Source organism: Stenotrophomonas sp. TWI587, from assembly GCF_039674145.1.
In the GTDB taxonomy this organism is placed as follows: domain Bacteria; phylum Pseudomonadota; class Gammaproteobacteria; order Xanthomonadales; family Xanthomonadaceae; genus Stenotrophomonas; species Stenotrophomonas maltophilia_AY.
The window spans coordinates 95,104-121,127 of the sequence record NZ_JBDJMW010000007.1 but is presented as its reverse complement, the minus strand read 5'-3'; the positions used below and the strand labels follow the sequence as shown (position 1 = coordinate 121,127).

At 68.5% G+C, this 26,024-nt stretch carries 24 protein-coding genes; 20 read left to right on the top strand and 4 right to left on the bottom strand.

Annotated elements, in window-relative coordinates:
- Positions 1–285 precede the first annotated feature (285 nt).
- Genes ABE464_RS13100 through ABE464_RS13075 form a run of 6 tightly spaced genes read left to right on the top strand, consistent with a single transcriptional unit; the run spans position 286 to position 7,510 of the window.
- Positions 286–1,443: an SIS domain-containing protein gene (locus tag ABE464_RS13100; protein WP_346472324.1), complete on the top strand. Its 1,158-nt coding sequence runs from the start codon at positions 286–288 to the stop codon at positions 1,441–1,443.
- 6 nt (positions 1,444–1,449) lie between these two features.
- The gene (locus ABE464_RS13095) at positions 1,450–2,376 is read left to right on the top strand and encodes an ROK family protein (RefSeq protein WP_346472323.1); all 927 of its coding nucleotides are present in this window, start codon (positions 1,450–1,452) and stop codon (positions 2,374–2,376) included.
- 23 nt (positions 2,377–2,399) lie between these two features.
- On the top strand, positions 2,400–3,728 hold the full coding sequence (locus ABE464_RS13090) for a D-tagatose-bisphosphate aldolase, class II, non-catalytic subunit (protein WP_346472322.1): 1,329 nt from the start codon (positions 2,400–2,402) through the stop codon (positions 3,726–3,728).
- A gap of 34 nt (positions 3,729–3,762) precedes the next feature.
- On the top strand, positions 3,763–4,539 hold the full coding sequence (locus tag ABE464_RS13085) for a DeoR family transcriptional regulator (RefSeq protein WP_346472321.1): 777 nt from the start codon (positions 3,763–3,765) through the stop codon (positions 4,537–4,539).
- The gene (nagA, locus tag ABE464_RS13080) at positions 4,536–5,651 is read left to right on the top strand and encodes an N-acetylglucosamine-6-phosphate deacetylase (RefSeq protein ID WP_346472320.1); all 1,116 of its coding nucleotides are present in this window, start codon (positions 4,536–4,538) and stop codon (positions 5,649–5,651) included. The genes ABE464_RS13085 and nagA overlap by 4 nt, the downstream gene beginning before the upstream one ends.
- Positions 5,652–5,704: 53 nt before the next feature.
- Complete coding sequence (locus ABE464_RS13075) at positions 5,705–7,510, top strand: MFS transporter (protein WP_346472319.1); 1,806 nt, start codon at positions 5,705–5,707, stop codon at positions 7,508–7,510.
- Between the two features lie 24 nt (positions 7,511–7,534).
- Here ABE464_RS13075 and ABE464_RS13070 read toward each other — a convergent pair whose 3' ends face one another.
- Positions 7,535–8,032 (bottom strand): hypothetical protein, encoded by a 498-nt coding sequence (locus ABE464_RS13070; protein WP_346472318.1) that lies wholly within the window; start codon positions 8,030–8,032, stop codon positions 7,535–7,537.
- An 80-nt stretch (positions 8,033–8,112) separates the two neighbouring features.
- Positions 8,113–8,826: a ComF family protein gene (locus ABE464_RS13065; RefSeq protein ID WP_346472317.1), complete on the bottom strand. Its 714-nt coding sequence runs from the start codon at positions 8,824–8,826 to the stop codon at positions 8,113–8,115.
- A gap of 70 nt (positions 8,827–8,896) precedes the next feature.
- On the opposite strand from ABE464_RS13065, the gene bioB reads away from it, so the two are divergent.
- The 5 genes from bioB to bioC are packed head-to-tail and all read left to right on the top strand — an operon-like array spanning position 8,897 to position 13,745.
- Positions 8,897–9,931 carry a biotin synthase BioB gene (gene bioB / locus ABE464_RS13060; protein WP_346472316.1) on the top strand — a complete coding sequence of 345 codons (1,035 nt, stop codon included), beginning with the start codon at positions 8,897–8,899 and terminating at the stop codon, positions 9,929–9,931.
- Positions 9,855–11,204 (top strand): 8-amino-7-oxononanoate synthase, encoded by a 1,350-nt coding sequence (gene bioF / locus ABE464_RS13055; protein ID WP_346472315.1) that lies wholly within the window; start codon positions 9,855–9,857, stop codon positions 11,202–11,204. The genes bioB and bioF overlap by 77 nt, the downstream gene beginning before the upstream one ends.
- Before the next feature lie 16 nt (positions 11,205–11,220).
- Positions 11,221–11,982, top strand: a complete 762-nt coding sequence (gene bioH, locus ABE464_RS13050) for a pimeloyl-ACP methyl ester esterase BioH (RefSeq protein ID WP_346472314.1) — start codon at positions 11,221–11,223, stop codon at positions 11,980–11,982.
- A gap of 59 nt (positions 11,983–12,041) precedes the next feature.
- Positions 12,042–12,824: an SDR family oxidoreductase gene (locus tag ABE464_RS13045; RefSeq protein ID WP_346472313.1), complete on the top strand. Its 783-nt coding sequence runs from the start codon at positions 12,042–12,044 to the stop codon at positions 12,822–12,824.
- Between the two features lie 36 nt (positions 12,825–12,860).
- On the top strand, positions 12,861–13,745 hold the full coding sequence (gene bioC / locus ABE464_RS13040; protein WP_346472312.1) for a malonyl-ACP O-methyltransferase BioC: 885 nt from the start codon (positions 12,861–12,863) through the stop codon (positions 13,743–13,745).
- A 41-nt stretch (positions 13,746–13,786) separates the two neighbouring features.
- On the opposite strand, the gene ABE464_RS13035 is transcribed toward bioC, so the two are convergent.
- Both ABE464_RS13035 and ABE464_RS13030 read right to left on the bottom strand, forming a co-directional pair.
- The gene (locus ABE464_RS13035) at positions 13,787–14,398 is read right to left on the bottom strand and encodes a YdcF family protein (RefSeq protein ID WP_346472311.1); all 612 of its coding nucleotides are present in this window, start codon (positions 14,396–14,398) and stop codon (positions 13,787–13,789) included.
- Positions 14,383–15,342, bottom strand: a complete 960-nt coding sequence (locus tag ABE464_RS13030; RefSeq protein ID WP_346472310.1) for a pyridoxal-phosphate dependent enzyme — start codon at positions 15,340–15,342, stop codon at positions 14,383–14,385. Before ABE464_RS13030 ends, ABE464_RS13035 begins: the two co-directional genes overlap by 16 nt.
- Before the next feature lie 147 nt (positions 15,343–15,489).
- Between ABE464_RS13030 and ABE464_RS13025 the strand changes: the two genes are divergently transcribed.
- From ABE464_RS13025 to ABE464_RS12985, 9 genes are all read left to right on the top strand, one after another.
- On the top strand, positions 15,490–16,017 hold the full coding sequence (locus ABE464_RS13025) for a hypothetical protein (protein ID WP_346472309.1): 528 nt from the start codon (positions 15,490–15,492) through the stop codon (positions 16,015–16,017).
- Between the two features lie 491 nt (positions 16,018–16,508).
- Complete coding sequence (mnmG, locus tag ABE464_RS13020; protein WP_346472308.1) at positions 16,509–18,398, top strand: tRNA uridine-5-carboxymethylaminomethyl(34) synthesis enzyme MnmG; 1,890 nt, start codon at positions 16,509–16,511, stop codon at positions 18,396–18,398.
- A 102-nt stretch (positions 18,399–18,500) separates the two neighbouring features.
- Positions 18,501–19,031 carry a gamma carbonic anhydrase family protein gene (locus ABE464_RS13015; RefSeq protein ID WP_346472307.1) on the top strand — a complete coding sequence of 177 codons (531 nt, stop codon included), beginning with the start codon at positions 18,501–18,503 and terminating at the stop codon, positions 19,029–19,031.
- 121 nt (positions 19,032–19,152) lie between these two features.
- Complete coding sequence (locus tag ABE464_RS13010) at positions 19,153–19,842, top strand: RDD family protein (RefSeq protein WP_346472306.1); 690 nt, start codon at positions 19,153–19,155, stop codon at positions 19,840–19,842.
- The gene (locus ABE464_RS13005; protein ID WP_346472305.1) at positions 19,839–20,831 is read left to right on the top strand and encodes a stage II sporulation protein M; all 993 of its coding nucleotides are present in this window, start codon (positions 19,839–19,841) and stop codon (positions 20,829–20,831) included. Before ABE464_RS13010 ends, ABE464_RS13005 begins: the two co-directional genes overlap by 4 nt.
- The gene (locus ABE464_RS13000; protein WP_346472304.1) at positions 20,821–22,494 is read left to right on the top strand and encodes a DUF4129 domain-containing protein; all 1,674 of its coding nucleotides are present in this window, start codon (positions 20,821–20,823) and stop codon (positions 22,492–22,494) included. The genes ABE464_RS13005 and ABE464_RS13000 overlap by 11 nt, the downstream gene beginning before the upstream one ends.
- A complete protein-coding gene (locus ABE464_RS12995) occupies positions 22,491–23,669 on the top strand; it encodes a DUF4350 domain-containing protein (RefSeq protein ID WP_346472303.1) in 1,179 nt (392 codons plus the stop codon). The genes ABE464_RS13000 and ABE464_RS12995 overlap by 4 nt, the downstream gene beginning before the upstream one ends.
- On the top strand, positions 23,666–24,691 hold the full coding sequence (locus tag ABE464_RS12990) for a MoxR family ATPase (RefSeq protein ID WP_346472302.1): 1,026 nt from the start codon (positions 23,666–23,668) through the stop codon (positions 24,689–24,691). The genes ABE464_RS12995 and ABE464_RS12990 overlap by 4 nt, the downstream gene beginning before the upstream one ends.
- 31 nt (positions 24,692–24,722) lie before the next feature.
- Entirely contained in the window at positions 24,723–26,021 is a 1,299-nt protein-coding gene (locus ABE464_RS12985; RefSeq protein WP_346472301.1) for a DUF58 domain-containing protein, read from the top strand.
- The last annotated feature ends 3 nt before the right edge of the window (positions 26,022–26,024 follow it).

Here is a 26,024-nt window from a genome sequence, read left to right as displayed (position 1 = left end):
ACTCTAGGGCACGGTCTCGAAAGATGTCAACAAATTGCAAAGAAAAAGAAAGGATATTTTGGTATAAACGAAAGATTCGGCAACGCCGCGCTTTCCAAACCCCACCTGAATACGCATTTTTGGAGTGCTGAAACTGTGGTGCAACGCGGCATTCGCGCGCATCTCCCGCCGGTCAACCCCGAATGAAAGACGAAAACTGTGACACACAGACCTTTTCTTTATCTTTCGATATTTGACATTTCGAAAGAAAACGCAGAAGGTGCGGTCGCCCAACAGGAATTGCGAATGGACGCTTCTCTGCTCCCTGATTTGCCCACGTGGCAGCGCCTCGGTGGCGCCTATACCGCCGAAGAAATCGCCCAGCAGCCCCGCTTGTGGGCCGCGCTGGCGAGCCTGCTGGACGCTGCGCAGGTACGCATCAATGGCTTCCTCGGGGAGGCCCTGCGCGATCCCGACCAGTTGGTGATCTTCACCGGCGCCGGCAGCTCGGGCTTCATTGCCGAGATGGTGGCCGACCAGATCAATGCGCAGTGGCCGGCGGAGGTGCGCGCTGTGCATACCACCAGCCTGCTGACCCATCCGGCGCTGTACCTGCGCCGCGAGCGCCCGACCCTGCTGGTGTCGTTCGGGCGCAGCGGCTCCAGCCCGGAGAGCGTGGCCGCGGTGGATCTGGTCCGCGACCAGGTCGAGCACGCGCGCTTCGTCGATATCACCTGCAATGCCGAAGGCGAACTCGCCACACGTGGCCAGGGCCGCAGCGATACGTTGTCGCTGCTGATGCCGCCGGCCAGCTGCGACCGCGCCTTCGCCATGACCAGCAGCCTGAGCTGCATGCTGCTGGCCGCATTGAGCGCGTTCGACAGCGCACCGTGGGCGCAGCGCCTGGAGCATCTGCGCACCCTCGCCACCCACGGCGAACGTGCGCTGGATGCCTGGGATGCGGCGGTGGCCGCCCTCGCGCAGGCGCCGTATTCGCGCGTGATCTATCTCGGCAGCGGTCCACTGGAAGCCGTCGCCCGCGAAGCCGCGCTGAAGGTGCTCGAACTCACCGCCGGCCGCGTGCTGGCGCTGGCCAATACTCCGCTCGGGTTCCGTCATGGGCCCAAGTCCACCCTCAACGGTGAAACGCTGGTGGTGATGCTGCGCAGCGCACAGCCGCTGGCCCGCCGCTATGAGCAGGACCTGTTGAACGAACTGCGCCGCGACGGCATCGCCGGGCGGGTGCTGTCGATCGGGCCGGACGACGCGGACCGCGCCGACGGCGACTTCGTCCTCGCCGCCCCCGCACTGCCCGATCCGTGGCTGGCCCCGCTGTGGCTGCTGGTACCGCAGTGCTATGCGCTGCAGCGTTCGGCCGCGCTCGGCATGACGCCCGACAATCCCTTCCCCGACGGCACAGTCAACCGTGTGGTGCAGGGCGTGACCATCCACCCCCACGGCTGAGCACGCATGCAGACCTGGTACGGCATCGACATCGGCGGCACCAAGATCGAGCTGGTCGCGTGCGACGCCACGCTGGGGGTGCATCACCGCCAGCGCGTGGCGACGCCGACCCGGGATTACGCCGCGTTCCTGCAGGCGATCGTCGATCTGATCGACGCCGCGGATGCCGCCCTCGGCCAGCGCGGCGTGGCAGTCGGCATCGGCCTGCCCGGTGTGCGTGATCGCGTCAGCGGCCGCCAGCTCAGCGCCAACGTGCCCAGCCTTACCGGCCAGACGGTCGGTGCGGACCTGCAGGCACGCCTGCAGCGCCCACTGGAACTGGGCAACGATCTGCAGTGCTTCGCCTTGTCCGAAGCGCATGACGGCGCCGCCGCCGGGTATCCCAGCATGTTCGGGGCGATCCTCGGCACCGGTGCGGGTGGTGGCTTCTGCGTCGGCGGCCGGCTGATCGCCGGGCACAACGGCATCGCCGGCGAGTGGGGCCACTGGAGCCTGCCCGCCACGCTGCAGCAGCGCCATGATCTGCCGGTGCTGGCGTGCGGCTGCGGCCTGCAGGGTTGCCTGGAGCGCTACGTCTCCGGCAGCGGCCTGGCAATGATCCATGAACGCCGCGGTGGCGACGCGCTGGATGCCGCCGAGGTGGTCGCCCGCGCGAACGCCGGCGATGCGATCGCACAGCAGGCCCTGGCGATCCACCGCGATCTGCTCGGCTACAGCTTCGCCAGCCTGATCCTCGCCATCGATCCGCACGTGATCGTGCTCGGCGGCGGCCTGTCCAAGCTGGAACAGCTCTACCGCGACCTCCCCGATGCGATCGCGCCCTACCTGTTCGCCGGTGTGCGGGTCCCCCCGATCCTGCCGCCCACCTTCGGCGATGCCGGCGGTGCGCGCGGCGCGGCACTGCTCGCGCGCCAGCACCATCTATCCCCCTGAACACCGTTGTCATTGGAGTTGCCATGTCCGCCGTCCAATCGTTGATCGCCGCCCACCGCCAGGGCCACCCCGTTGGGCTGTACAGCGTCTGCTGCAGCAACGCGCAGGTGCTGCTGGCGGCGATGCAGGTCGCGCAGCGCTACGACACCCTGCTGCTGATCGAGGCGACCTCCAACCAGGTCGATCAGTTCGGCGGCTACACCGGCATGACCCCGCCGCAGTACCGCGACTACGTGCTGCAGCTGGCACGCGATACCGGATTCCCGGCCGAGCGGCTGGTGCTCGGTGGCGATCACCTCGGTCCGAACGCCTGGCAGAAAGGCCCCGCAGCGGCGGCAATGGCCAACGCACGCGAGCTGATCGCCGCCTATGTCGCCGCCGGTTTCCACAAGATCCATCTGGACTGCAGCATGTCCTGCGCCGATGACCCGACCCCGTTGCCGGACGCCATCGTCGCGGCGCGCTCGGCCGAACTGGCGCGGATTGCCGAGCGCACCGCCGCCGAGCACGGGCTGCCGCCGCCGGTCTATGTGATCGGGACGGAAGTACCGATTCCCGGCGGGGAGGCCTCGCTGGCCGGCGGCCTGCAGGTGACTACCCCGGCCGCGGCAGCCACCACGCTCGCGATCCACCGCGAGGCGTTCTCCGCGCCGGACCTGTTGCCGGCGTGGGCGCGCGTGATTGCGATGGTGGTGCAGCCCGGCGTGGATTTCGACCACAGCAGCGTGCACTACTACAATCCGGCCGCCGCCGCGGAGCTTTCGGCCTTCGTCGAGCAACAGCCGCGCATTGTGTTTGAAGCACACTCCACCGATTACCAGACCGAAGCCGGCCTGCACGCGCTGGTCCGCGATCACTTCGCGATCCTGAAAGTCGGCCCGGCGGCGACCTACGCCTTCCGCGAGGCGGTGTTCGCGCTGGCGATGATCGAATCCGAACTGCTGCCTGCCACGCAGCGCTCGAACCTGATCGAGGTGCTGGACCGCTGCATGGTCGACAAACCGGGCAGCTGGCGCAGCTACTACCAGGGCGACGAGCACGAACTGCGGCTGTTGCGCGCGTATTCGCTCAGCGATCGCAGCCGCTATTACTGGGGCGAGCCGGCGGTGCAGGCAGCGCTGGACACGCTGGTCGCCAATCTCACCGCGCACGCGCCGCCGCAGATGCTGCTCAGCCAGTTCATGCCCGAGCAGCTCAAGGCCATCGAGGCCGGTGAGCTGCAGCCGGCGCCGCTGGCGTTGATCCAGCACAAGGTGGCGCTGCGTCTGGCCGAGTACGCCCGGGCCTGCAATCGCAACCTCTCAGGCACACATAACGAAACCCGGCAGACCAAGGAGCTTTCGGAACGGTAAGCTTCGGCTTTCCCTTTCGAACGGAATCGCCCCCATGCGCAACACCCGACAGCGCCGCCAACAGATCCTGCAGACCCTGGTCGAGCACGGCAACGTGCAGGTCAGCGAGCTGGTGCAGCGCTTTGCGGTGTCGGCGGTGACCATCCGCGCCGACCTGACCCACATCGAATCGCAGGGATTGGCCACGCGCACCCACGGGGGCGCGACACTGGTGCGCACGCCGCCGCAGGAACAGGACATCCATGAAAAGGATGCGCTGAACCTGCCCATGAAGGACCGCATCGGTATCGAGGCGGCCAAGCTGGTCAAAGCCGGCGACAACATCATCATCGACTCCGGCTCGACCACGATGACCCTGGCGCGCCACCTGCGCGGGCATCGCGATGTCACGGTGATGACCAACGGGCTCAACATCGCCTGGGAGCTGGCCAATGCGCCCGGCGTGGAGCTGCTGCTCACCGGCGGGTTGCTGCGCAAGCAATCGCTCTCACTGCATGGCAGCCAGGCCGAGGCCAGCCTCAACACCTACAGCTTCGACACGTTGTTCCTCGGCGTGGATGGCCTGGACCTGCAGTTCGGCCTGACCACCCACCACGAGGCCGAAGCCAGCCTCAACCACCGCATGGTCGAGCGCGCGCGCCGCATCGTGGTGCTGACCGACGCCTCCAAGTTCGGCCGGGTCAGCCTGCATCGCATCGCGAGGCTGGATCAGGTCCATACCATCATCACCGACGCCAGCATCGAGCCCGAGCACCTGGAAGGGCTGCAGCGGCTGGGGATCGAAGTGATCATCGCCGAGTCCCCACCTTGACCGAGTCCCGCTCCCTGCACGGCCGCCTGCTCACCGACACCGGGTGGGTCCGCGGCGATATCCATTTCGATCAGCGCATCACCGCCATCGACACCGCGCACACTGATCCGCGCGGCGACGATGAGGTCCCGTTGATCCTGCCCGGCTTCATCGACCTGCATGTGCATGGCGGTGCCGGCGTGGACATCATGCAGGGCGGGACAACCGCGCAGACGGTGGCACGCGCGCATGCCCGGCACGGCACCACCGCGCTCCTGGGCACCACCATGACAGCGGAGGAAGACGACATCACGCGCGCGCTCCAGGGCCTGTCCACTGCGATCGCCACGCGCGAACCCGGCATGGCCCGCGTGCTGGGCGTGCACCTGGAAGGCCCCTTCATCAGTGCGCAGCGTCTGGGCGCGCAGCCACCGCTGGTGCTCGAGGCCACGCTGGCCGACGTGCAGCGCCTGCAGGCGATCGCACCGATCAAGGTGCTTACCCTTGCGCCGGAGATCGGCCAGCACCTGGCGCTGATTCCCGCGCTGAGCGCGCTCGGCATCCGCGTACAGCTCGGCCACAGTGCCGGCAGCTACGAAGACGGCGTGGCCGCATTGAACGCCGGTGCGGCCGGCTTCACCCATCTGTTCAACGGCATGACCGGCGTGGATCACTATCACCCGGGCATCGCCACCGTTGCGCTGGCGCATGCGCAGTACGCCGAACTCATTCCCGACCTGCAGCACGTGCATCCCGGCGCGATCCGCACCGCGCTGCGCGCGATTCCGCGCCTGTACTGCGTCACTGATGCGACCGCCGCTACCGGCATGCCCGATGGCGAGTACGCGCTCGGCGTACAGCGCGTGCACAAGTGCCTGGGCTGCGTGCGCTTGTCCAGCGGCTCGCTGGCCGGCAGTGCGCTGACCATGGATCAGGCGCTGCGCAATCTGGTCTCGCTGGGCCTGGACATCGCCGACGCGTCCAACCGCCTGTCGCGCTACCCGGCCGACTACCTGGGCATCAAGGACCGCGGCCGTCTCGCGACCGGCGCCTGGGCAGACCTGGTGGTGCTCGACCATGACCTGCGCGTGCGCGGCGTGGTGGTGGAAGGCGATGACATCGCGCTCGACTGAGCGTTGACTCCCGCGCCGCCATGGCGCACACAGTTGCAGACAGGACCGGCACGATGAACGACGTTTCCGCAGCCCTTCCCGTGCACGCCGGCGCCTCCGCGCCGCGCTGGCCGGTGCGCTATCTGTTGTTCATCGGCGGCATGGGGGGCCTGCTCTACGGCATCGACATCGGCATCATCGCCGGCGCCCTGCCCTATCTGGAGGCCACCGCCACCGCGAGCTGGCACCTGACCAGCCAGCAACTGGGCTTCGTGGTCGCCGCGGTACTGCTTGGCAGCGTGTTGTCCTCGCTGTTCGCCGGGATGGTCGCCGACCTGATCGGGCGCCGCGGCGCGATGCTGCTGGCCGGCGTGCTGTTCACCGCCAGCATCCCGGTGATGGCCTTGTCCGATGGCTATGGCGCGCTGTTGATGGGCCGCCTGCTGCAGGGCATCAGTGGCGGATTGATCGGGGTGGTGGTGCCGCTCTATCTGGCCGAAGTGCTCAGCCCGGAACGACGCGGGCGCGGCGCGGCGATGTTCCAGCTGTTGCTGACCATCGGCCTGGTGCTGGCCGCGGTGATCGGGCTGTACCACGCGCATGCGGTGGATGCCGCGACCGCCGCGGTGCGCCACCTGCCCGGCGCGGAGCAGCAGCGGCTGCTGTTCGACGTCAAGGACCATGCCTGGCGCACCATCTTCTGGAGCTGCCTGCTGCCCGGCCTGGTGTTCACCGGGGGCGTGCTGCTGATCAGTGAATCGCCGCGCTGGCTGGTGCGCCGTGGCCGCATCGACGCGGCCCGCCGTGCCCTGCAGCGTACCGTCGCCGCGGACGAGGTCGAGCCGACGCTGCAGCGCATGCAGGTTCCCGAGCAGATCCAGGTCGGCCGCAACGGCAAGCGCGACCCGCTGCTCAGCCGCCGCTATGTGTGGCCCTTCGTGCTGGCCTGCCTGGTGCTGGCCTTCACCCAGGCCACCGGCATCAACTCGGTGCTGGCCTACGCGGTCAACATCCTCAACCAGGCCGGCCTGCCCGGCTCGGTGGCCAATGGCGCCGACGTGGCGATCAAGCTGCTCAACGCGGTGATGACCGTGGTCGCGCTGGTGCTGGTGGACCGCAAGGGGCGCAAGTTCCTGCTCATGCTGGGCAGTGGTGGCATCACGCTGTCGCTGCTGGCTGCTGCACTGTTGTTCGTGCAGAGCGAACGCGGGCGCCTGGATGTGCAGGCCGCGCTGCAGCAGCAGGTGAGCGGCACCACGTTGTCGCTGCCGTTGGACGCCGCGCAATGGCAGCAGCTGGATGGCACTGCCGGCACCGCGCCGCAGCAGCTGACCGTGTCCTACGCCTACGGTGGCTTCAGCAACGTGCGCTCACTGCGCAGCGACAACCCGATCGACGCCACGCTGCAGATCCGTCGCGAGGACGCGGTCTCGGCCGACAGCGTGATCGGCCGCTTCTTCCGCACGCTGCACCTCAACCCGTTCCCGGACCCGGCGCAGGCCGCCAACGCGCCGCTGGTGATCGAACGTGCGGTGATCGGCCCGGTGCCCTCGCCCACCCACGGCTGGCTGGTCGCCGGCTGCATCCTGCTGTTCGTCGCGTTCTTCGCGGTGGGCCCGGGCGTGTGCGTGTGGCTGGCGCTGTCCGAGCTGATGCCGACCCGCATCCGCTCCAACGGCATGAGCATCGCCCTGTTGATCAACCAGTTCATCTCCACCGTGATCGCGGCGATCTTCCTGCCCACGGTCGGCCATCACGGCTATGCCAGCATGTTCTTCTTCTGGGCCGGCTGTACCTTGCTGTACTTCCTCATCGCCGCGTTCTGGCTGCCGGAGACCAAGGGCAAATCCCTGGAACAGATCGAGGCGAACTTCCGCTGAGGTTTCCGCACCCCGGTACAGGGCTCAGGGCGCCTTGCCCGTGATCTCCGTATACAGCCGGTGCGCTTCTTCCGTGCTGTCCAGCCCGCTCACCTGCATGGTCTGGGCGAAGGGGCCGGCAATGACGGCGACATTGAGGACCTGATCGCCGACAGTAAACGCCACACGCTTGGCGACGCGCGCTTCCGTCGCCGCCAGGATGCGTGGTGCCGCGGCATCCGTGAAGCGCACGATCAGGGTCCCGTGTCCGGTGTGACCATCGGTTCCCACGGCCACCGTGGCGATGTCGGCCGTCGTGATGAAAGCGGGCTCGATCAGGGACAGCGCGTTGCCGTCGCGGTCCTTGAGCGTCGTGACGCCGGGCTGTTTGGCGTCCCCGGCCACCTCACGCATCTGGATGCGTGCCTGCGCGAGCGGTGCGACGCCGGCCGGTGTCTCGATCGCCGCCGGTGCAGGAGGTGCCGGGGTGCAGGCGCTGAGGCCCCCCAGTGCCATCGTCACGATCATCAGCTTGCTGCGCATGCATGCCTCTCCATGAATAGATGACGTCAGTATCGCTGCTGCGCACTCAACGCGGCGGCAACTACGCCAATCGGCCGCGCTTACGGCACCCGCGCACAGACCCAGATCTGCATCGGCCCGGCGCCGGCGTACTGCAGCGCGCGTAGTGCGGCATCGGTGGTGGCCCCGGTGGTCATCACATCGTCGACGACGGTCAGCCCGGCGGGCGGATGGCCGCGCACCGTGAACGCATCGCGCAGATTGCAGCGTCGGGCGTCCGCGTCCAGGTTGGACTGCGCGGCGGTCTCGCGGGTACGCTGCAGCCCGTTCCAGAGCGGGCAGCACAGCCCGCGCGCCAGCGGCTTGCTCAATTCCAGCGCCTGGTTGTAGCCACGCTGGCGCAACCGGCGGCGGTGCAGCGGCATCGGCTGCAGCGGCCCAGCCAGGAACGGCGGCACGCGCTGCAGCATCAGCTGTGACAGCAGCCGGCCGGCGGCCAGGTCCTGGTGGAATTTGAACCGGATCAGCAGCCGGTCAATCGGCGGCGCATAGAGGAACGCGGCACTGGCCGCCGCTTGGCGGGGATACTCGTCCACGCAGCGCTCGCAGTGGTCGCCACCCGCATCGCCCGGGTCAGTCGCCGCCAACGGCAGCGCACAACGTCGGCAGGCGCGGTCGTTCCATGGCAGCGCCTGATGGCAAGCCCGGCACAGATCCATTCCGTCCTCGCCCGGGCAATCGCAGACCAGGCAGCGCAACGGCAGGATCTGCCACCCCAGCCAACCCAGCGCTCCGTAAACTTTTGAAAATATCATATGGTTGACAGAAGAGGGCGGTCTCACCAGACTGCCGCCCTTTCGTTCCACTATCTGTCAGGACATCCCCATGGCTTCTGTCATCCGCCACGACTGGCGTCCCGAGGAACTGCTGGCCCTGTTCGCACTGCCCTTCCCCGTGCTCCTGCACCGCGCCGCCAGCGTGCACCGCGAGCAGTTCGACCCGGCGGAAGTACAGGTCTCCACCCTGCTCTCGGTCAAGACCGGCGGCTGCCCGGAAGACTGCGCGTACTGCCCGCAGGCGCAGCGCTACAGCACCGGGGTGGACGCACAGAAGCTGATGGCCACCGATGAGGTGGCCGCCAAGGCCCGCCAGGCCAAGGCCGCGGGTGCCTCGCGGTTCTGCATGGGTGCGGCCTGGCGCTCGCCGAAAGACCGCGATATCCCCAAGGTGGCCGCGATGATCCGTGAGGTGAAGGCGCTGGGCCTGGAGACCTGCGCCACGCTGGGCATGCTCAGCGGCGAACAGGCCGCCGCCCTGCGCGAGGCCGGGCTGGACTACTACAACCACAACCTGGACACCGCGCCGGACTACTACGACTCGATCATACATACGCGCCAGTACCAGGACCGCCTGGACACCCTGGAGCACGTGCGCGACGCCGGGCTGAAGACCTGCTGCGGTGGCATCGTCGGCATGGGTGAGACCCGCGAACACCGCGCCGGCCTGCTGCTGGCGCTGGCCACTCTGCCGGCCCATCCGGATTCGGTGCCGATCAACCGCCTGGTGCAGGTCGCCGGCACACCGTTGCACGGCACCGCCGCGCTGGATCCCTTCGAGTTCGTGCGGATGATCGCCGTCGCCCGCATCGTCATGCCGCGTTCGATGGTGCGGCTCTCGGCCGGGCGCGAGGCGATGAGCGACGAGCTGCAGGCGCTGTGCTTCCTGGCCGGGGCAAATTCCATCTTCTACGGCGAAAAGCTGCTGACCACCGGCAATCCGGACACCGAGCGGGACCTGGCCCTGTTCGAACGGCTGGGCCTGCGCCCGATGGCCATCACCGTGGATGCCGACGACCACGATCACCCGGGCACGGTCCATGCCGACATCACCGCCGGCCACGGCTGCGGGTGGGCCGCCTGAGCCCCGAGCAGCGGGCCCGGCAACCGGGTACGCTAACGGCCCACCCGGACCCCTGACGACCATGGCCCGTCCTGACCTGCACGACCGCATCCAGGCCCAGCGCAAGCTCCGCGACGCGCAGGGGCGCCTGCGTGTGCGCCGCATGGTGAGCCGGCGCGATGGCGTGCGTCTGGAAGTGGACGGCCACTGGCTGACGAACTTCTGCAGCAATGACTATCTGGGCCTGTCGCAGCAGTTCGGCGTGGTCAGCGCATTGCAGGATGCCGCCGCGCGCGAGGGCGCCGGCGCGACCGCCTCGCACCTGATCTGCGGCCACCACGCGCTGCACGACGCGCTCGAACAGGAAATGGCCGACTGGCTCGGCTATCCGCGGGCGCTGCTGTTCGGCAGTGGCTTTGCCGCCAACCTTGCCGTGCAGCAGGCGCTGCTCAGCGAAGAAGACGATGTCTGCGTGCAGGATCGCCTCAACCACGCCAGCCTGCTCGATGCCACGCGCCTGGCCGGTTGCCGCCTGCGTCGTTATCCGCACCTGGATACCGAAGGCGCACTGCGCCAGCTCAAGCACGCGCCCAACGGCGCGGCGATGCTGGCCACCGACGGTGTTTTCAGCATGGACGGCGACATCGCCCCGCTGCGGTCGTTGTCGCTGGTGGCACGCATGCAGGAAGCGCTGCTGTACGTCGATGACGCGCACGGTATCGGCGTGGTCGGTGAACACGGCCGTGGCTGCGTGGCCGATGCCGGCCTGGGCGTCAACGATGTGCCGCTGCAGCTGGCCACTCTCGGCAAGGCACTCGGCGGCAGCGGTGCGGTCGTCCTCGGCGACGAGGCGATGATCCAGCACCTGGCTGAAACCGCGCGCCCTTACATCTACACCACCGCCGTGCCGCCGGCCCAGGCCGCCGCGGCACTGGCTGCCGTGAAGCTCGCCCGCCGCGACGACTGGCGGCGCGAAAAGCTCACTGAGTTGATCGGCATCTTCCGCACCGGTGCCCGCCAGCACGGGCTGGAACTGATGCCGTCCGATACCCCGATCCAACCGCTGCTGTGCGGCGCCGAATCGACGGTGATGGCGTTGTCGGCCGCACTGGAGGCGGCAGGTTTCCTGGTCAGCGCGATCCGCCCGCCAACCGTCCCCGAGGGCAAGGCTCGCCTGCGCGTGACGCTGTCCGCACTGCACGCGCCTGCCGAAGTGCGCGCGCTGGTCGATGCGATCGCGCACGCCCGCGATACCGTGGTGCAGCAGCAGGCACCGAGCGCGCTGACCGCGTGATGCCGCAGCGTTGAGCATGCATATCAATGTCATCGGCCAGGGCCCGGCGCTGGTCCTCATCCACGGCTGGGCGCTGCATGGCGGTGTGTTCGCACCGCTGGTGGAGCGCCTGTCGCCGCATGTCGAGCTGCACCTGGTGGATCTGCCCGGCCATGGCGGCAGCCGCGATGACACCACCCCGTTGCGCCTGCCGCATGTGGTCAACGCCATCGCCGCGGCCACACCGCCAGCGGTGTGGTGCGGGTGGTCGCTCGGCGGTCTGTTCGCGCTGCATGCTGCGGCGACCCTGCCGCAGGTACGCGGTCTGGCGATGATCGCCGCGACGCCGCGTTTCGTGCGCGGCGAGGACTGGCCGCACGCGGTCGAGCCGGCGGTCTTCGAACAGTTCGGTCAGGATCTGGCACAGGACTACCGCGGTACGCTGGAGCGCTTTCTGGCGCTGGATGCGATGGGGTCCGAACATGCCCGCCAGGAACTGCGCACGCTGCGCGAGATGCTGGTCGGGCGGGGCGAGCCCGCCCCTCGTGCGTTGCAGGAGGGTCTGCGCCTGCTGGAGAACACCGACCTGCGCGGCGCCCTGACCACCTTGGGCAAACCCAGCCTGTGGCTGGCCGGCCAGCGCGACCGGCTGGTTTCGGCGCGTGCCATGCAGGCCGCCGCCGCGCTGGCACCCGGCGCGCAGGCCCACGTGGTCGCGCAGGGCGGGCACGCCCCCTTCCTCGGCCAAACCGACGAGGTGGCCGCGCAGCTGCAACACTTTGTTGCCGCGCTGCCTTGACCTGTTCCGGCCCCGCATCGCCGATCATGTACGCCTGCCCTTCGCCACAGGACTGACCCATGGATCTTGGAATCGCCGGCCGCTGGGCCCTGGTCTGCGCCGCCAGCAAAGGTCTCGGCCTGGGGTGCGCGCGCGCGCTGGCGCGCGAAGGCGTCAACGTGGTGATCGCCGCGCGCGGTGAAGCCGCACTGGACCGTGCCGTGCTTGAGCTTCAGGCCCTGCCGGGCGCGCGCAGGGTGATCGGGGTAGTCGCCGACATCGCCACCGCGGACGGACGCGCCGCCGCGCTGGCCGCGTGTCCGCAGGTGGACATCCTGGTCAACAACGCGGGTGGGCCGCCGGCGGGCGATTTCCGCCAGTTCACCCGCGAGGACTGGATCGCCGCGCTGGATGCCAACATGCTGGCCCCGATCGAGCTGATCCGCGCCACCGTGGATGGCATGATCGAGCGCGGGTTCGGCCGCGTGGTCAACATCACCTCCTCCTCGGTGAAGGCCCCGATCGACATCCTCGGGCTGTCCAATGGCGCACGCTCCGGGCTGACCGGGTTCGTGGCCGGGCTGGCACGCAAGACCGTCGCCCACAATGTCACCCTCAACAATCTGCTGCCGGGCCAGTTCGATACCGACCGCCTGCGCGGCAACTTCGCCTACCTGGCGCAGCAGCAGGGCATCGATGCCGGGCAGCTGGCCGAACGCAAGCGCACCCACATTCCCGCCGGCCGCTTCGGGACCGCCGACGAGTTCGGTGCCGCCTGCGCCTTCCTGTGCAGCGCCCAGGCCGGCTACATCACCGGGCAGAACCTGTTGATCGATGGCGGCGCCTACCCGGGCACCTTCTGATTCCACCCGCACCACCGTTTGAGCCGTGAGTACTCCATGACGTCCAGCTTCGATCCCCATCACGTCCGCCGCGCCTTCTCGCGCGCCGCCAGCAGTTACGATGCCGCCGCCGCGTTGCAGCGCGAGGTGGAGAAGCGCCTGCTCGAATCGCTGGACTACCTGGAAAACCGCCAGCCGCAGGTGGTGCTCGATGTCGGCAGCGGCACCGGCCACGCCAGTGCGCTGATGAAGAAGCGCTGGCCCAAGGCACAGGTGATCGCACTGGATCTGGCCCAGCCGATGCTGCGCGAGGCGAAGAAGCAGGCCGGCTGGTGGAAGCCGTTCTCGCGCGTGTGCGGCGATGCGCAGGCATTGCCGGTGCTGGACCAGAGCGTGGACGTGATCTTCAGCAATCTGTGCCTGCAGTGGGTGGAGGATCTGCCGGCGGTGTTCGCCGGGTTCCGCCGTGCGCTCAAGCCCGGCGGGCTGCTGCTGGTCTCCACGTTCGGGCCGGAGACGCTGATCGAGCTGCGCGATGCGTTCGCTGCAGCCGACGCGGTGCCGCATGTCAGCCGTTTCGCGCCGATCGCGCAGTTCGGCGATGCGCTGATGATGTCCGGCTTCCGCGACCCGGTGCTGGACCGCGACCTGTTCACCCTGACCTACGACGACCTGACCGCGCTGATGCGCGAGCTGCAGGCGATCGGCGCCACCAACGCGCGCCAGGACCGCCGCCACACATTGACCGGACGCGGGCGCTTCGATGCCGCCCGTGCGGCCTACGAGCCGCTGCGGCGCGAAGACGGCAAGCTGCCCAGCAGCTGGGAAGTGATCTACGCACATGCCTGGGCGCCGGAAGGCGGCGCGCCGATCCGCGAGCGTGGGCACGATGTCGCCACGGTGCCGGTGTCGGCGATTCCGATCCGCCGCAAAACGCCCTGAGCCGACCACGCTGATCGCGTAGAGCCGACCAACGGTCGTCTCTACGACGGGAACAGATCGCGGTGGAAGAAATAGATTTCCTGCGCCAGGAACCGCCAGCTGGTGTGAAAGCTGCGGAAGCGCGTGCTCGGCGTGGACGAGGCCAGCGCATCGATGCCCAGCTCGCGGCACAGACGCAGCGCGCGCGCCATGTGCAGCGGATCGCTGACGATGATCACGCGGTGCAGCTTGCGCTGCTCCATCAAGCGCCGCGCCTCGATCAGGTTCTGCCGGGTGGTCCGTGAGGCGGTCTCGATGAGGATCGCGTCATCGGGCACGCCCTGCTTGAGCGCGTAGCGTCGTGCCACCTGCGATTCGGAGAAACGCGCGCCGGTCCCCCCGTAGCCACCGGTGAAGATCAGCAGCGGTGCATAGCCCTGCTGATACAGATCCAGCCCGTGCCGGATGCGCTCTTCGAACACCGGTGACGGCTTGGCGTCGTAGGCCGCCGCGCCCAGCACGATGATCGCATCGGCCTTCTGGGCCTGGTCGCGCTCGCCGATCCACACGATCCATGCCGTGACCCCGAGCAGCCAGACCGCCAGCAGCACACACAGCCGCCACAGCCAGCCGAAGAACCCCACCCCTGCGCGTCGGCTCATGCCATCCCCCACGGCAGGGCATCCAGATCGACATTGCCGCCGGACAGCACCACGCCGACACGTTTGCCGGCAAAGCGGCCTGGTTCGGCGAGGATCGCTGCCAACGCGATCGCCGACGAGGGTTCGACCACCTGCTTGAGCACCTGCCAGATCACCCGCATCGCCGCGACGGTGTCGGCATCGGCCACGGTGATCACCTGTGCTGCGCCGTGCAGGAGCGCGAAGTTGGGCGCGCCCAGTGTTCCGCGCAGGCCGTCGCAGACGGTGTCGGGGGTGAAATCGATGCGTCGCTCGCCCGCCGCCAGCGAGCGGGCGGTATCGGCCGCCCCCTGCGGCTCGGCGAGAACCAGTTCGACCGTCGGGGCGGCAGCCTGCAGCGCCAGCCGCGTGCCTGCGGCCAGGCCGCCGCCGCCGACCGGCACCACCAGCAGGTCCAGCCCATCACTGGCCTGCAGCAACTCCAGCGCGGCCGTACCCTGCCCGGCAATGACCTGGGTGTCGGTATAGGGATGCACCAGGGTCGCCCCGGTCTCGGCCTGGACCTGGGCGCACATGGCCTCACGCGCGGTGATCGAGGCGTCGCAGCGCCACAGGGTGGCCCCGTGGCGGCCGATGTTGGCCAGCTTCGCCGCGACCGCACCCTCGGGCACGATCACGTGGCAGGCGATGCCGCGGGTACGCGCGGCCAGCGCCAACGCGGCGCCATGGTTGCCCGAGGAGTGGGTGACCACCCCGCGCCGGGCCTGTTCCTCGTCCAGCGCCCAGACCGCATTGCAGGCGCCGCGGAACTTGAAGGCACCGCTGCGCTGCAGGTGTTCGGCCTTGAAGGAGACGGTCGCGCCGGTCATGGCATCGATCGTGCGCGAGCGCAGGACCGGGGTCACGCAGGCGTGCGCGGCAATGCGTGCCGCCGCCGCCAGCACGTCGTCAACACAGGGCAAGGGTGAATCGCTCATGACGCAAGATTAACGTATGGCCCGCATCCACACCCGTCTTGCTGAACATGTCAGCATGGCAACCATTCATTCGGATCGGGCCGAGTTAAGGGCTGATTCAATGCCGTGGGCTGAAGCTGGCCCTACAGCCCTTTGGGGGGACCCATCATGAAAATGCGCCTTGTTCTTGCCGGTGGCCTGTTGTTGGCCTTGTCCGGCTGCGCGACGTACGACTATGTCGGCGGTGGCGGTGGCGGTAGTGGTTACTACCACGGCGCTCCCTCGGTCGAGTACCGCTACCCGGCCGGCTATCCCTACGGTTACGGCAGCGGCTATTACGGCGGCGGTGGCTATTACGGCTACGGCGGGTATGGCGGTGGCTACGGCTACCCGGTCTACCGCCCGTACCCGAACTATCGCCCACCGCACAATCACCGTCCGCCGCCGCGCCCCGGCAACGGCAATGGCCAGCCGACCCGTCCGCCGGATCGCCCGCGTCCGAACAACGGCGGCTCGCCGTGGCGGAACATGGATTCGATGAGTGGTCCGCGTCGCCAGCCGCCACAGCAACAGCAGCGTCCGTCGCCGCCGCCGCAGGCACGCCCGGCCCAGGCACCGCGCCCGGCGTCGCCGAGGATGAACGGTTCCCCGTGGCGGAATCTCAACAATGCGAACCAACGCACAGTTGAGCCCTGAGATGGCTTGATTTTCACGCGCCCGGCGGTTCAATCTAGCCGGGCGGTGACGACCACGGTCACAAAGTGCCAAAAGCGACAAGTGGCGTCACATTCGGTTCTATGTCGATATCCGCCAGGAACATCTGGATCCCCCCTGTTCCGGCCCTGTCGGATGTCGGCACCTTAAAAGCAGAAGGCCCCGCCAATGGCGGGGCCTTTTGTATCTGCACCCCTTGAAGGCGTGCAGTCCCGCAAAAAAACAGGGCCGGCAGTCCCCCGACTGCCGGCCCCTCTGCTTCCCCACGATGCGCTTGGACCGGCCCCTGTTCCAATTCCGGTCCGTTACGCACAAGGCGCATGCCATCCTGGGTGCTATTGGGTTATCTGCAGAAAACGTGCCAACTTGAGGGTGGATTTCATGGCCCCCGACGAATGGCGCTAAAATCGCCACCCGCGCCCTGCCTCCAGGGCTGATCCGGGCCGTCCGGCCCCGTCCCGAGCTCCTCCGCCATGACTGACACCTTCTACCGCTACGACGTGATCGTCATCGGCGGCGGCCACGCCGGCACCGAGGCCGCGCTGGCAGCCGCGCGCAGCGGTGCACGCACCCTGCTGCTGACCCACAACGTGGAAACGATCGGCGCGATGAGCTGCAACCCGGCCATCGGCGGGATCGGCAAGGGCCACCTGGTCAAGGAAATCGACGCCCTGGGCGGCGCGATGGCGCATGCCGCCGACCGCGCGGGCATCCAGTGGCGCACGCTCAACGCCTCCAAGGGCCCGGCGGTGCGTGCCACGCGCTGCCAGGCCGACCGCAATCTCTACCGCATGGCGATCCGCCAGATCGTCGAAGCCCAGCCCAACCTCACCGTGTTCCAGGCGGCGGTCGATGACTTGATCATCGAAGGCGATGCCGTGCGCGGTGCGATCACCCAGACCGGCCTGCGCTTCAGCGCGGCCGCGGTGGTGCTGACCGCCGGCACCTTCCTGGCCGGCAAGATCCACGTGGGTGAAACCCAGTACGCCGCCGGCCGCATGGGCGATCCCCCGGCGACGACGCTGGCCGCACGCCTGCGCGAGCGCCCGTTCGTGATCGACCGCCTCAAGACCGGCACGCCGCCGCGCATCGATGGCCGCTCGCTGGACTACAGCCTCATGGAAGAACAGCCCGGCGACGATCCGCGCCCGGTGATGTCCTTCCTCGGCAGCGTGGCCGAGCACCCGGCGCAGGTGAGCTGCTGGATCACCCACACCAGCGAGCGCACCCACGAGATCATCCGCAACGCGCTGCACCGCTCGCCGCTGTACAGCGGCCAGATCGAAGGCATCGGCCCGCGCTACTGCCCCTCCATCGAGGACAAGGTGGTGCGCTTCGCCGAGAAGGCCAGCCACCAGATCTTCGTCGAGCCTGAAGGGCTGGACGTGGTCGAGATCTATCCCAACGGCATCTCCACCTCGCTGCCGTTTGACGTGCAGCTGGAGCTGGTGCGCAGCATGCGCGGCTTCGAGAACGCGCATATCACCCGCCCGGGCTATGCGATCGAGTACGACTTCTTCGATCCGCGCGGGCTGAAGAACACGCTGGAGACCAAGACCGTCAGCGGCCTGTTCTTCGCCGGCCAGATCAACGGCACCACCGGCTATGAAGAAGCCGCCGCGCAGGGCCTGCTGGCCGGCCTCAACGCCGCACGCTTCACCCGCGACGACACCGGCTGGTGCCCGCGCCGCGACGAGGCGTACCTGGGCGTGCTGGTCGATGACCTGATCACCCACGGCACCAACGAGCCCTACCGCATGTTCACCAGCCGCGCCGAGTACCGGCTGCAGCTGCGCGAAGACAACGCCGACGTGCGCCTGACCGGCCTCGGCCGCGAGCTCGGGCTGGTCGATGACCGCCGCTGGAGCGCGTTCCAGACCAAGCAGGCCGCCGTGGCGCAGGAAACCGCACGCCTGCGTGCGTTGTGGGCCACGCCGGGCAACGCACTCGGCCGCGAAGTTGAAGCCACGCTGGGCGTGGCGGTCAGCCGCGAAACCAACGTACTGGATCTGATCAAGCGCCCTGAACTGGACTACGCCAAGCTCATGCAGGTGCCTTCGCTCGGCCCGGCCGTGGCCGATGCCAAGGTGGCCGAGCAGGTCGAGATCGGCGTCAAATACGCTGGTTACCTGGACCGCCAGCGCGACGAGATCGAGCGCCAGCAGCGTCACGAGAACACCGCCATCGCCGCGGATTTCGATTACGCCGGCGTGCGTGGCCTGTCGGCCGAAGTGCAGCAGAAACTGGAACGCGTGCGGCCGCAGACTATCGGCCAGGCCCAGCGCATCCCCGGTATGACCCCGGCGGCGATCTCGCTGCTGCTGGTGCATCTGGAACGCGCGCGCCGCATCCGAGTCGCGTAACACAGCAACCACCGGCGGGCGGCGGGCGCACCCGCGTTATCATCGAGGGCCGGGACAACGCTGCGGGCGGCGTCCCAGCCCCTGCGTTGCCGGAGTTTGCGCATGTCCCCGATCCGCCCCTTCCTCGACAAACACCCCGTGCTCGGCGAGCGCGTCTACATCGACCCGGCCTGCACGATCATCGGCGATGTGGTGCTGGGCGATGACGTGTCGGTGTGGCCGGGCACAGTGATCCGCGGCGATGTGAACCACGTGCGGATCGGCGCGCGCAGCAACATCCAGGATGGCACCATCATCCATGTCAGCCACCACAGTCCGTTCAACAAGGGCGGCTACCCCACCCTCATCGGTGAAGGCGTCACGGTCGGCCACGGCACCATCATCCATGCCTGCACGATCGGCGATTACTGCCTGATCGGCATGGGGGCGTGCATTCTCGATGGCGCGACGGTGAGCACGCACGGCTTCCTCGGCGCCGGCGCGGTGCTTGGCCCGGGCAAGGTGGTCGGCGAAGGCGAGCTGTGGCTGGGCAACCCCGCACGGCTGGCGCGCACGCTGAGCGACAAGGAGATCGAGTCGCTGCACTACTCGGCCGATCACTACGTGCGCCTGAAGGATCAGTACCGGGGTTGATTGCGGTAAAGTCCTCAGCCGACCAGGAAGCAGTCGAGAACCGCATGCCCCCGCTGGCAGACCGGAGAGGAATCCGGCGTCCCCTGTGGCCTTCCGTACGATCCGCCGTGACGTGTCGCCGATGAGCGCGCCCATGCTGGATACCTACCGGGAAGTCATCACCCCCGAAGGCGTGCCTCTGCACCTGCCCGTAGCCGGGCCGTTGCCGCGTGCGCTGGCCTGGGGGATCGACTTCGTGATCCGGGTGGGCGCGCTGATGCTGCTGAGCATTCCGCTGGCCTTTCTGGGTGGATTCGGCCAAGGGCTCTACCTGGGCCTGATGTTCCTGTTGATGTGGGCCTACACCATCGTCCAGGAAGCGTGCTGGGGCCGCACCCTGGGCAAGCGCGCGATGGGTCTGCGTGTGGTGGCGCGCGATGGTGGACCGATCGGCTGGATGAGCGCGATCACCCGCAACCTGCTGCGCACCGTGGACATGCTGCCGTTCGGCTACGCGCTGGGGCTGATGTCGAGCCTGTTCGATGCCCATGGCCGCCGGCTGGGGGATCTGGTCGCGGGAACCGTGGTGATCCACCAGAGCGCACCCCCGGTGGGCGGCACGGTGCCGGTCGGCAGCGTGCTGGCCCCGCCGCAGCCGTTGCAGCCGGCCGAACAGGCAGCCGTGGTCGCCTTTGCCGAACGTGCGCCACGCCTGTCTGCGCCGCGCCAGCAGGAGCTGGCCCACATCGCCTCGCCGCTCACCGACAGCCACGGCCAGGTCGGCGTGCTGCGCCTGTATGCCATGGCCAACTGGCTGCTGGGACGGCGATGAGACAGGAACAGTTCGTCGCCCGCTACCAGGCCGAGTGGCAGGCGCTGGAACAGTGGCTGGCCCAGCGGGGTGAGCGCCCTCGGCAGGCGCGACGGCAGCCGGCCCATGAAGGTCTGGACGATGCCGACTTCCCGCAGCGCTACCGTCGCCTGTGCCAGCAGCTCGCGCTGGCGCGACGGCGCGGTTACAGCCCGCAGCTGGTGGCGCGCCTGCAACAGTTGATGCAGCAGGGACACACCCTGCTTTACCGTACGCCGCGCCCGCAGTGGCAGCGCGCGCTGGCCTTCCTGTTTGCCGATTTCCCCCAGTTGGTGCGCAGCCAGGCGCGCAGCATGTGGGTGGCCGCGGCGTTGTTCGTGGTGCCGCTGGTCGGCAGTTTCGCGCTGATCCTGTGGCGCCCGGAGCTGATCCACCTGCTGATGGACAACGCGCGCATCGCCGAGTTCGAGCGCATGTACGATCCGGCCTCGCCGAACCTGGGCCGCGACAGCGGCACCAACTGGACGATGTTCGGCTACTACATCATGAACAACATCAGCATCGGCCTGCGCACATTCGCGTTCGGGTTGATCGCCGGCGTCGGTACGGTGCTGGTGATGCTGTTCAACGGCGTCGGCATCGGGTCCGTCGCCGGTCATCTGCAGCACATCGGCCATGGCGATCCGTTCTGGCGCTTCGTGGCCGGCCACGGCGCGTTCGAGCTGACCGCGATCGTGATCGCCGGCGGGGCGGGCCTGCAGCTGGGCATGAAACTGCTCGCGCCCGGACGCCGGCGGCGCATCGATGCGCTGGTCGAGGGCGGCGTGATCGGGGCCAAGCTGTGCGTGGGGGTGGCCGCGATGTTGCTGATCGCCGCCTTCATCGAAGCGTTCTGGTCCTCGATCGCCGCGATCCCGGCCTGGGGCAAATACAGCGTGGCGGCCGTGCTGTGGACCACGGTGCTGGTGTGGTTGTGGCGTGGCGGACGTGGGGCGGCCGATGCAGATTGATCGGCTCAACGTCGTGCTGCGCGCGCGCTCGGGCTGGGAAGCCATGGAACTGGGCATGGCGCTGGTACGCCGGCATGCCACGGCGATCTGGGCGCCCTGGATCATCGTGTCGCTGCCGGTGTTCATGCTGCTCAACGCGCTGGCCTGGTGGACCGACAGCTTCGGCTGGGCCTGGTTGGCGATGTGGTGGCTCAAGCCGCTGTTCGAGCGCATCGCGCTGTACGTGATCTCGCGCGGGGTATTCGGCGATGCGTCGACCACCGCGCAGACATTGCGCGCGCAGCGCACGTGGGGCTGGCAGGGCTTCTGGGGCTATCTGGGCTGGCGACGGCTGAGCCCGCTGCGTTCGGTGCTGCTACCGGTCAACCTGCTGGAAGGCGCCGATCCGGCGCATCGTCGCCAACGTCGTCGCGCCATCGCCGGTGGCGCGCTGGGCTACGGTGTGCTGCTGACGATGGTATGCATGGTCTTCGAGGTGGTGCTGGTGGTGGGCGGCATCGCAGCCGTGTTCCTGTTCATTCCGGTGGACCTGTTGTCCGAGTCCTGGCGTGCGGCGTGGGAGCTGGCCAAGCAGGACATGCCGGCCTGGATGCAGCTGGGCGTGAACCTGCTGTTCTGGGGAGCGGCCACGCTGATCGGTCCGTTCTATGTCGGCGCCGGCTTCGGCCTGTATCTGGACCGGCGCACCCAGATGGAAGCCTGGGACCTGGAAATCGCCTTCCGGCGCCTGCACGCACGGTTGCAGCAGGCCGCGCCGCTGCTGGTACTGGCCGTGGTGCTGGTCTGGCCCGGCGCAGCGCTGCATGCCCAGCAGCTGCCGGCGCAGTCGAACACCAAGAGCGCGCTGCCGGCCCCGGCTGATGATGCCGCCTCGCCTGCGCAAGACGCCGAAGCGGCTTCGGACGCGGACGCGGACGGCGGCGACGACGATGAAGCCGATGAGGCGCCGCGGACCTACGACAACGATCCGGACAACACGCCCACGGTCATCTTTGGCGATGACGCGGTGGATACCGCTGGCTTCCGCCAGGCCGTGCAGCGCGCGTATGAAGACCCGCTGCAGAGCCCGACCCGTGAGGTCACCGAGTGGAAACGCATCGAACGCGATGCGGCCGAGGCGGAGAAGGCAAAACGTGAGGCCGCGGCCAAAGCCAATGGCAAACGCGGCAGCAAGGGCCCGGTGCTGCCGGCCCGGATCGCCGAGTGGACGCTGTGGGCGGTAGTCGGGGTCCTGGTGTTGCTGCTGCTGGCCACCGCACCGCGCTGGCTGCCGTGGCTGCGTGGCTCCGGCCAGCGCCGTCGTGCGAAGGCCGCCGCGGTCGTGGAAGAGCCGATCCGGATACCCGACGTGGCCCCGCCCGATCCTGCCGCGCGTGCACGTGCGCTGTGGCAACAGGCGCGCCCCCGCCAGGCGCTGGCGCTGCTGTACCGGGCCAGTGTGGAATCGATGAGCGAACGCGCCGCGATCACCCTGCCGCCGGGTGCCACCGAAGCGCAGTGCCTGCGTGCCTCGCGGCGGATGCCGGTCGAGGCCGACCGCAGCCTGTTCGCGCGCATCGTGCGGGTGTGGCAGTACGCGGCGTATGCCGGTCGGCTGCCGAGCGATGACGAGTTCGATGCGTTGGCTGCGACCCTGCAGCACCAGTTCGGGTGGCGCGCATGAGCGTCCGTCTGCGCTGGTTGTTGGTCGTGCTGGGCCTGTTGGTGATCTGCGTGCCGCTGGCGATCCTGTTCCTGCGCACACACGAGCGGGTCACCCACACCGAGCATCTGCCACCGCAGGGTGAGGCCAGCTACAACGCGCTGTACGTGCTCGGCCAGGCACTGCGGGCCGATGGGATCACGGTGCAGTCGCGCCCGCGCCTGGACCTTGCCCGCATGCCGCTGGCACCAGGCGATACCGTGGTGCTGCTACAGGACAGTGCGGAGATTCCAGCCCCCACCGTCGCCACGCTGATGGCGTGGGTGAAACAGGGCGGGCATCTGGTCGTGCGGACGCCGCCGACTGGAAAGGACACCGCGCCTAATGGTCCGCTGCTGGAAGCACTCGGCGTGGACAGCGAAGGCTACGAAAGTTACTGCCAGCGGTTCCACGTGCGCGACGACCCCCAGCATGTCGAGTTCTGCAATGGACGCCGCTTCTCCGCCGAGCCGCCTTCCGGCATCACCCTTGAGCGTGGATGGGGTGACGACTATGACCTGGTCTTCGCCCGCCTGCGCCACGGCCAGGGCCGCATCGATGTGCTGGCCGACATGGCCTTCATGCATGGCAAGGGCCGGCCCAACCCGACCGTTCCGCCAACCGCTGCCAACGCCCTCGTTGATGGCCTGCACGACAAGGCCCACCGCGATCTCACCCGCTACGTGCTGGCGCCCAACTATGGCAAGGGGACGGTGTGGCTGGTGTACGCCTCGCGCCCGCCCTCCCTGTGGAACCGCGTGTTCTACCTCGGCTGGCCAGTGTGGGCGCCGTTGCTGCTGGCGCTGCTCGGCTGGCTGTGGCAGCGCGCGCAGCGCCTGGGCAGTGAACTGCCCTCGCCGGCCGCCGAACGTCGCTCGCTGCTGGAACACATCCGCGCCAGCGGCGAGCACCTGCTGCGCTTCGGCAGCGCACCGCTGCTGTACGACGCCGTGCGCCGGGCCTTCCTGGCCCGTCTGCGGCGGCGTTCACCCACGGCAGCCGCCCTCACCGGTGAGGGCCAGGTGCACGCCATCGCCACGGTGCTGCAGTGGTCGCACGAGCGCGTGCGGACTGCCTTGACCCCACCCGCCTCCAACGACGTCGCCGGCCTGCGCGACCGCATCCGCCTGCTGATCCAGATGAGAAACCTGCTATGACCGAGCCGACGCTTCCGCCGCCGCTGTCCCCGCCTGCCGTGACGCCATCACCGTTGCCGTCGCCGTTGCCATCGCCGTTGTCCGAACGCGTCGATGCCGTCCGTGAGGCCGTGGGCCAGGCCTTCATCGGCCAGCCCGAGGTGCTGGACCAGATCCTGATCGCGCTGCTGGCCGGTGGCCACGTGCTGATCGAAGGGGTGCCCGGGCTCGGCAAGACCCTGCTGGTGCGTGCCCTCGCCCAGGCGCTGGAGCTGGATTACGGCCGCGTGCAGTTCACCCCGGACCTGATGCCCAGCGATGTCAGCGGCCATGCGGTGTACGACCCGAAGACGGAGAGCTTCAAGATCCGTCGCGGCCCGGTGTTCACCAATCTGCTGCTCGCCGATGAAATCAACCGCGCCCCGGCCAAGACCCAGTCGGCCCTGCTGGAAGTGATGCAGGAAGGCCAGGTCACCATCGAAGGCAAGGCATTCGCGCTGACCCCGCCGTTCCTGACCCTGGCCACGCAGAACCCGGTCGAGCAGGAAGGCACCTACCCGCTGCCCGAAGCGCAGCTGGACCGTTTCCTGCTCAAGGTGCTGATCGACTACCCGACGCTGGACGACGAGAAGCGCATGGTCGATGCGATCACCACCGGCCGCAGCGCCGCCGATTTCGATCTGTCGCAGGTGCCACGCGTGCTGAATGCGGCCGAGGTCGTCGCGTTGCAGCAGGCCACCGCCGCGATCACGGTCGACCCGGAAGTGATCGACTATGCGGTGCGGATCGTCGCCGCCACGCGGCAATGGCCGGGTATCGCGCTCGGTGCCGGCCCGCGCGGCAGCATCGCGCTGGTGCGTGCGGCCCGTGCGCAGGCCGTGCTGTCCGGTCGTGATTTCGTCACCCCCGATGACGTGCGCGATATCGCCAGGCCCGCCCTGCGCCACCGCATCGCCCTCGCACCGGAACTGCAGATCGAAGGGCAGAGTGCCGACGATGCGCTGACCGCCCTGCTGGCCAAGGTGGACGCACCGCGCAAATGAACCGGCGCGCCCTCCATCCCGAGCGGACGGCATGAGGCCGCGCGCACTGTTGCTGGCACTGCTGGCCGGCTGGGGCCTGCTCGGCGTGCCCGTGGTCATCGGCATCTGGCCACACTGGATCTGGTGGGCGATCGGTGCCGGGGTGGCGCTGATCGCGCTGGTGGACCTGCTGCGCCTGCGCGGCCAGCCCTCGCCAAGTGTGCACCGCGAGCTGCCGGAGTCGCTGGCACTGAATGTCGAACGTGAGGCGACGCTGCGGTTGGAATCGAGCCGCCACCAGCGCGTGGACGTGTTCGATCTGGTGCCCGGTGGCTGGAGCCTGCAGGGCCTGCCGCGATCACTGGCGCTCAAGCCGATGGTCACCAGCAGCGTGGCGTACCGACTGACCCCGACCGCGCGTGGCCGTTTCGTCTTCGAGGGCGTGCACCTACGCATGCACAGTGCGTGGCGGCTGTGGCATCAACGGCGCCAGCTGCCGCCGTCGCTGGCGGTGCGCGTGTACCCGAACTTCGCCCCGCTGACGCGCTTCGCCTTGTTCAGTGCCGAACAGGCCTCGCGCCTGGTTGGCGCGCACCTCAAGCGCCGCCGCGGCGAAGGCACGGATTTCCACCAGATGCGCGAGTACCGCGTCGGCGACAGCCTGCGCCAGATCGACTGGAAGGCAACCGCGCGTGCGCGCAAGCTGGTTTCCCGCGAATACCAGGACGAGAAGAACCAGCAGCTGGTGCTGATGATCGACACCGGCCGACGCATGATGGCCAGCGAAGGTGGGCTGTCGCATTTCGATCATGTGCTCAATGCGGCGCTGGTGGTGTCCTACCTCGCGCTGCGCCAGGGCGACGGTGTGGGCCTGTTCGCGGCCGGGGGCGACAGCCGCTGGGTCGCACCCAAGCGCGGCATGGGCACCATCGATACCCTGCTGCGCGCCAGCTACGATCTGCAGGCGCAGCCGGTTGCCACCGATTACCTTGCCGCCGCCACCGAACTGTCGCTGCGCCAGCGCCGCCGTTCACTGGTGATGCTGGTCACCAACGTGCGCGATGAGGACATTGAAGATCTGCTCGCCGCGGTGCGCCTGCTGCAGCGCCAGCACCTGGTGTGCGTGGCCAGCCTGCGCGAACGCGAGCTGGATGATGCGCTGTCCCAGCCGGTGGAGACCCTGCAGGACGCCACCCAGGCCGGTGCGATCGCGCGTTACCTGCAGCAGCGCAGCGACGCACATGACGCGCTGCGCAGCCACCGGGTGATGGTACTGGATGTCACCGCCGAAGCGCTGCCCGGCGCGTTGGTGGAGCGCTATCTGGCAGTCAAGCGGGATGGGCTGTTGTAACCG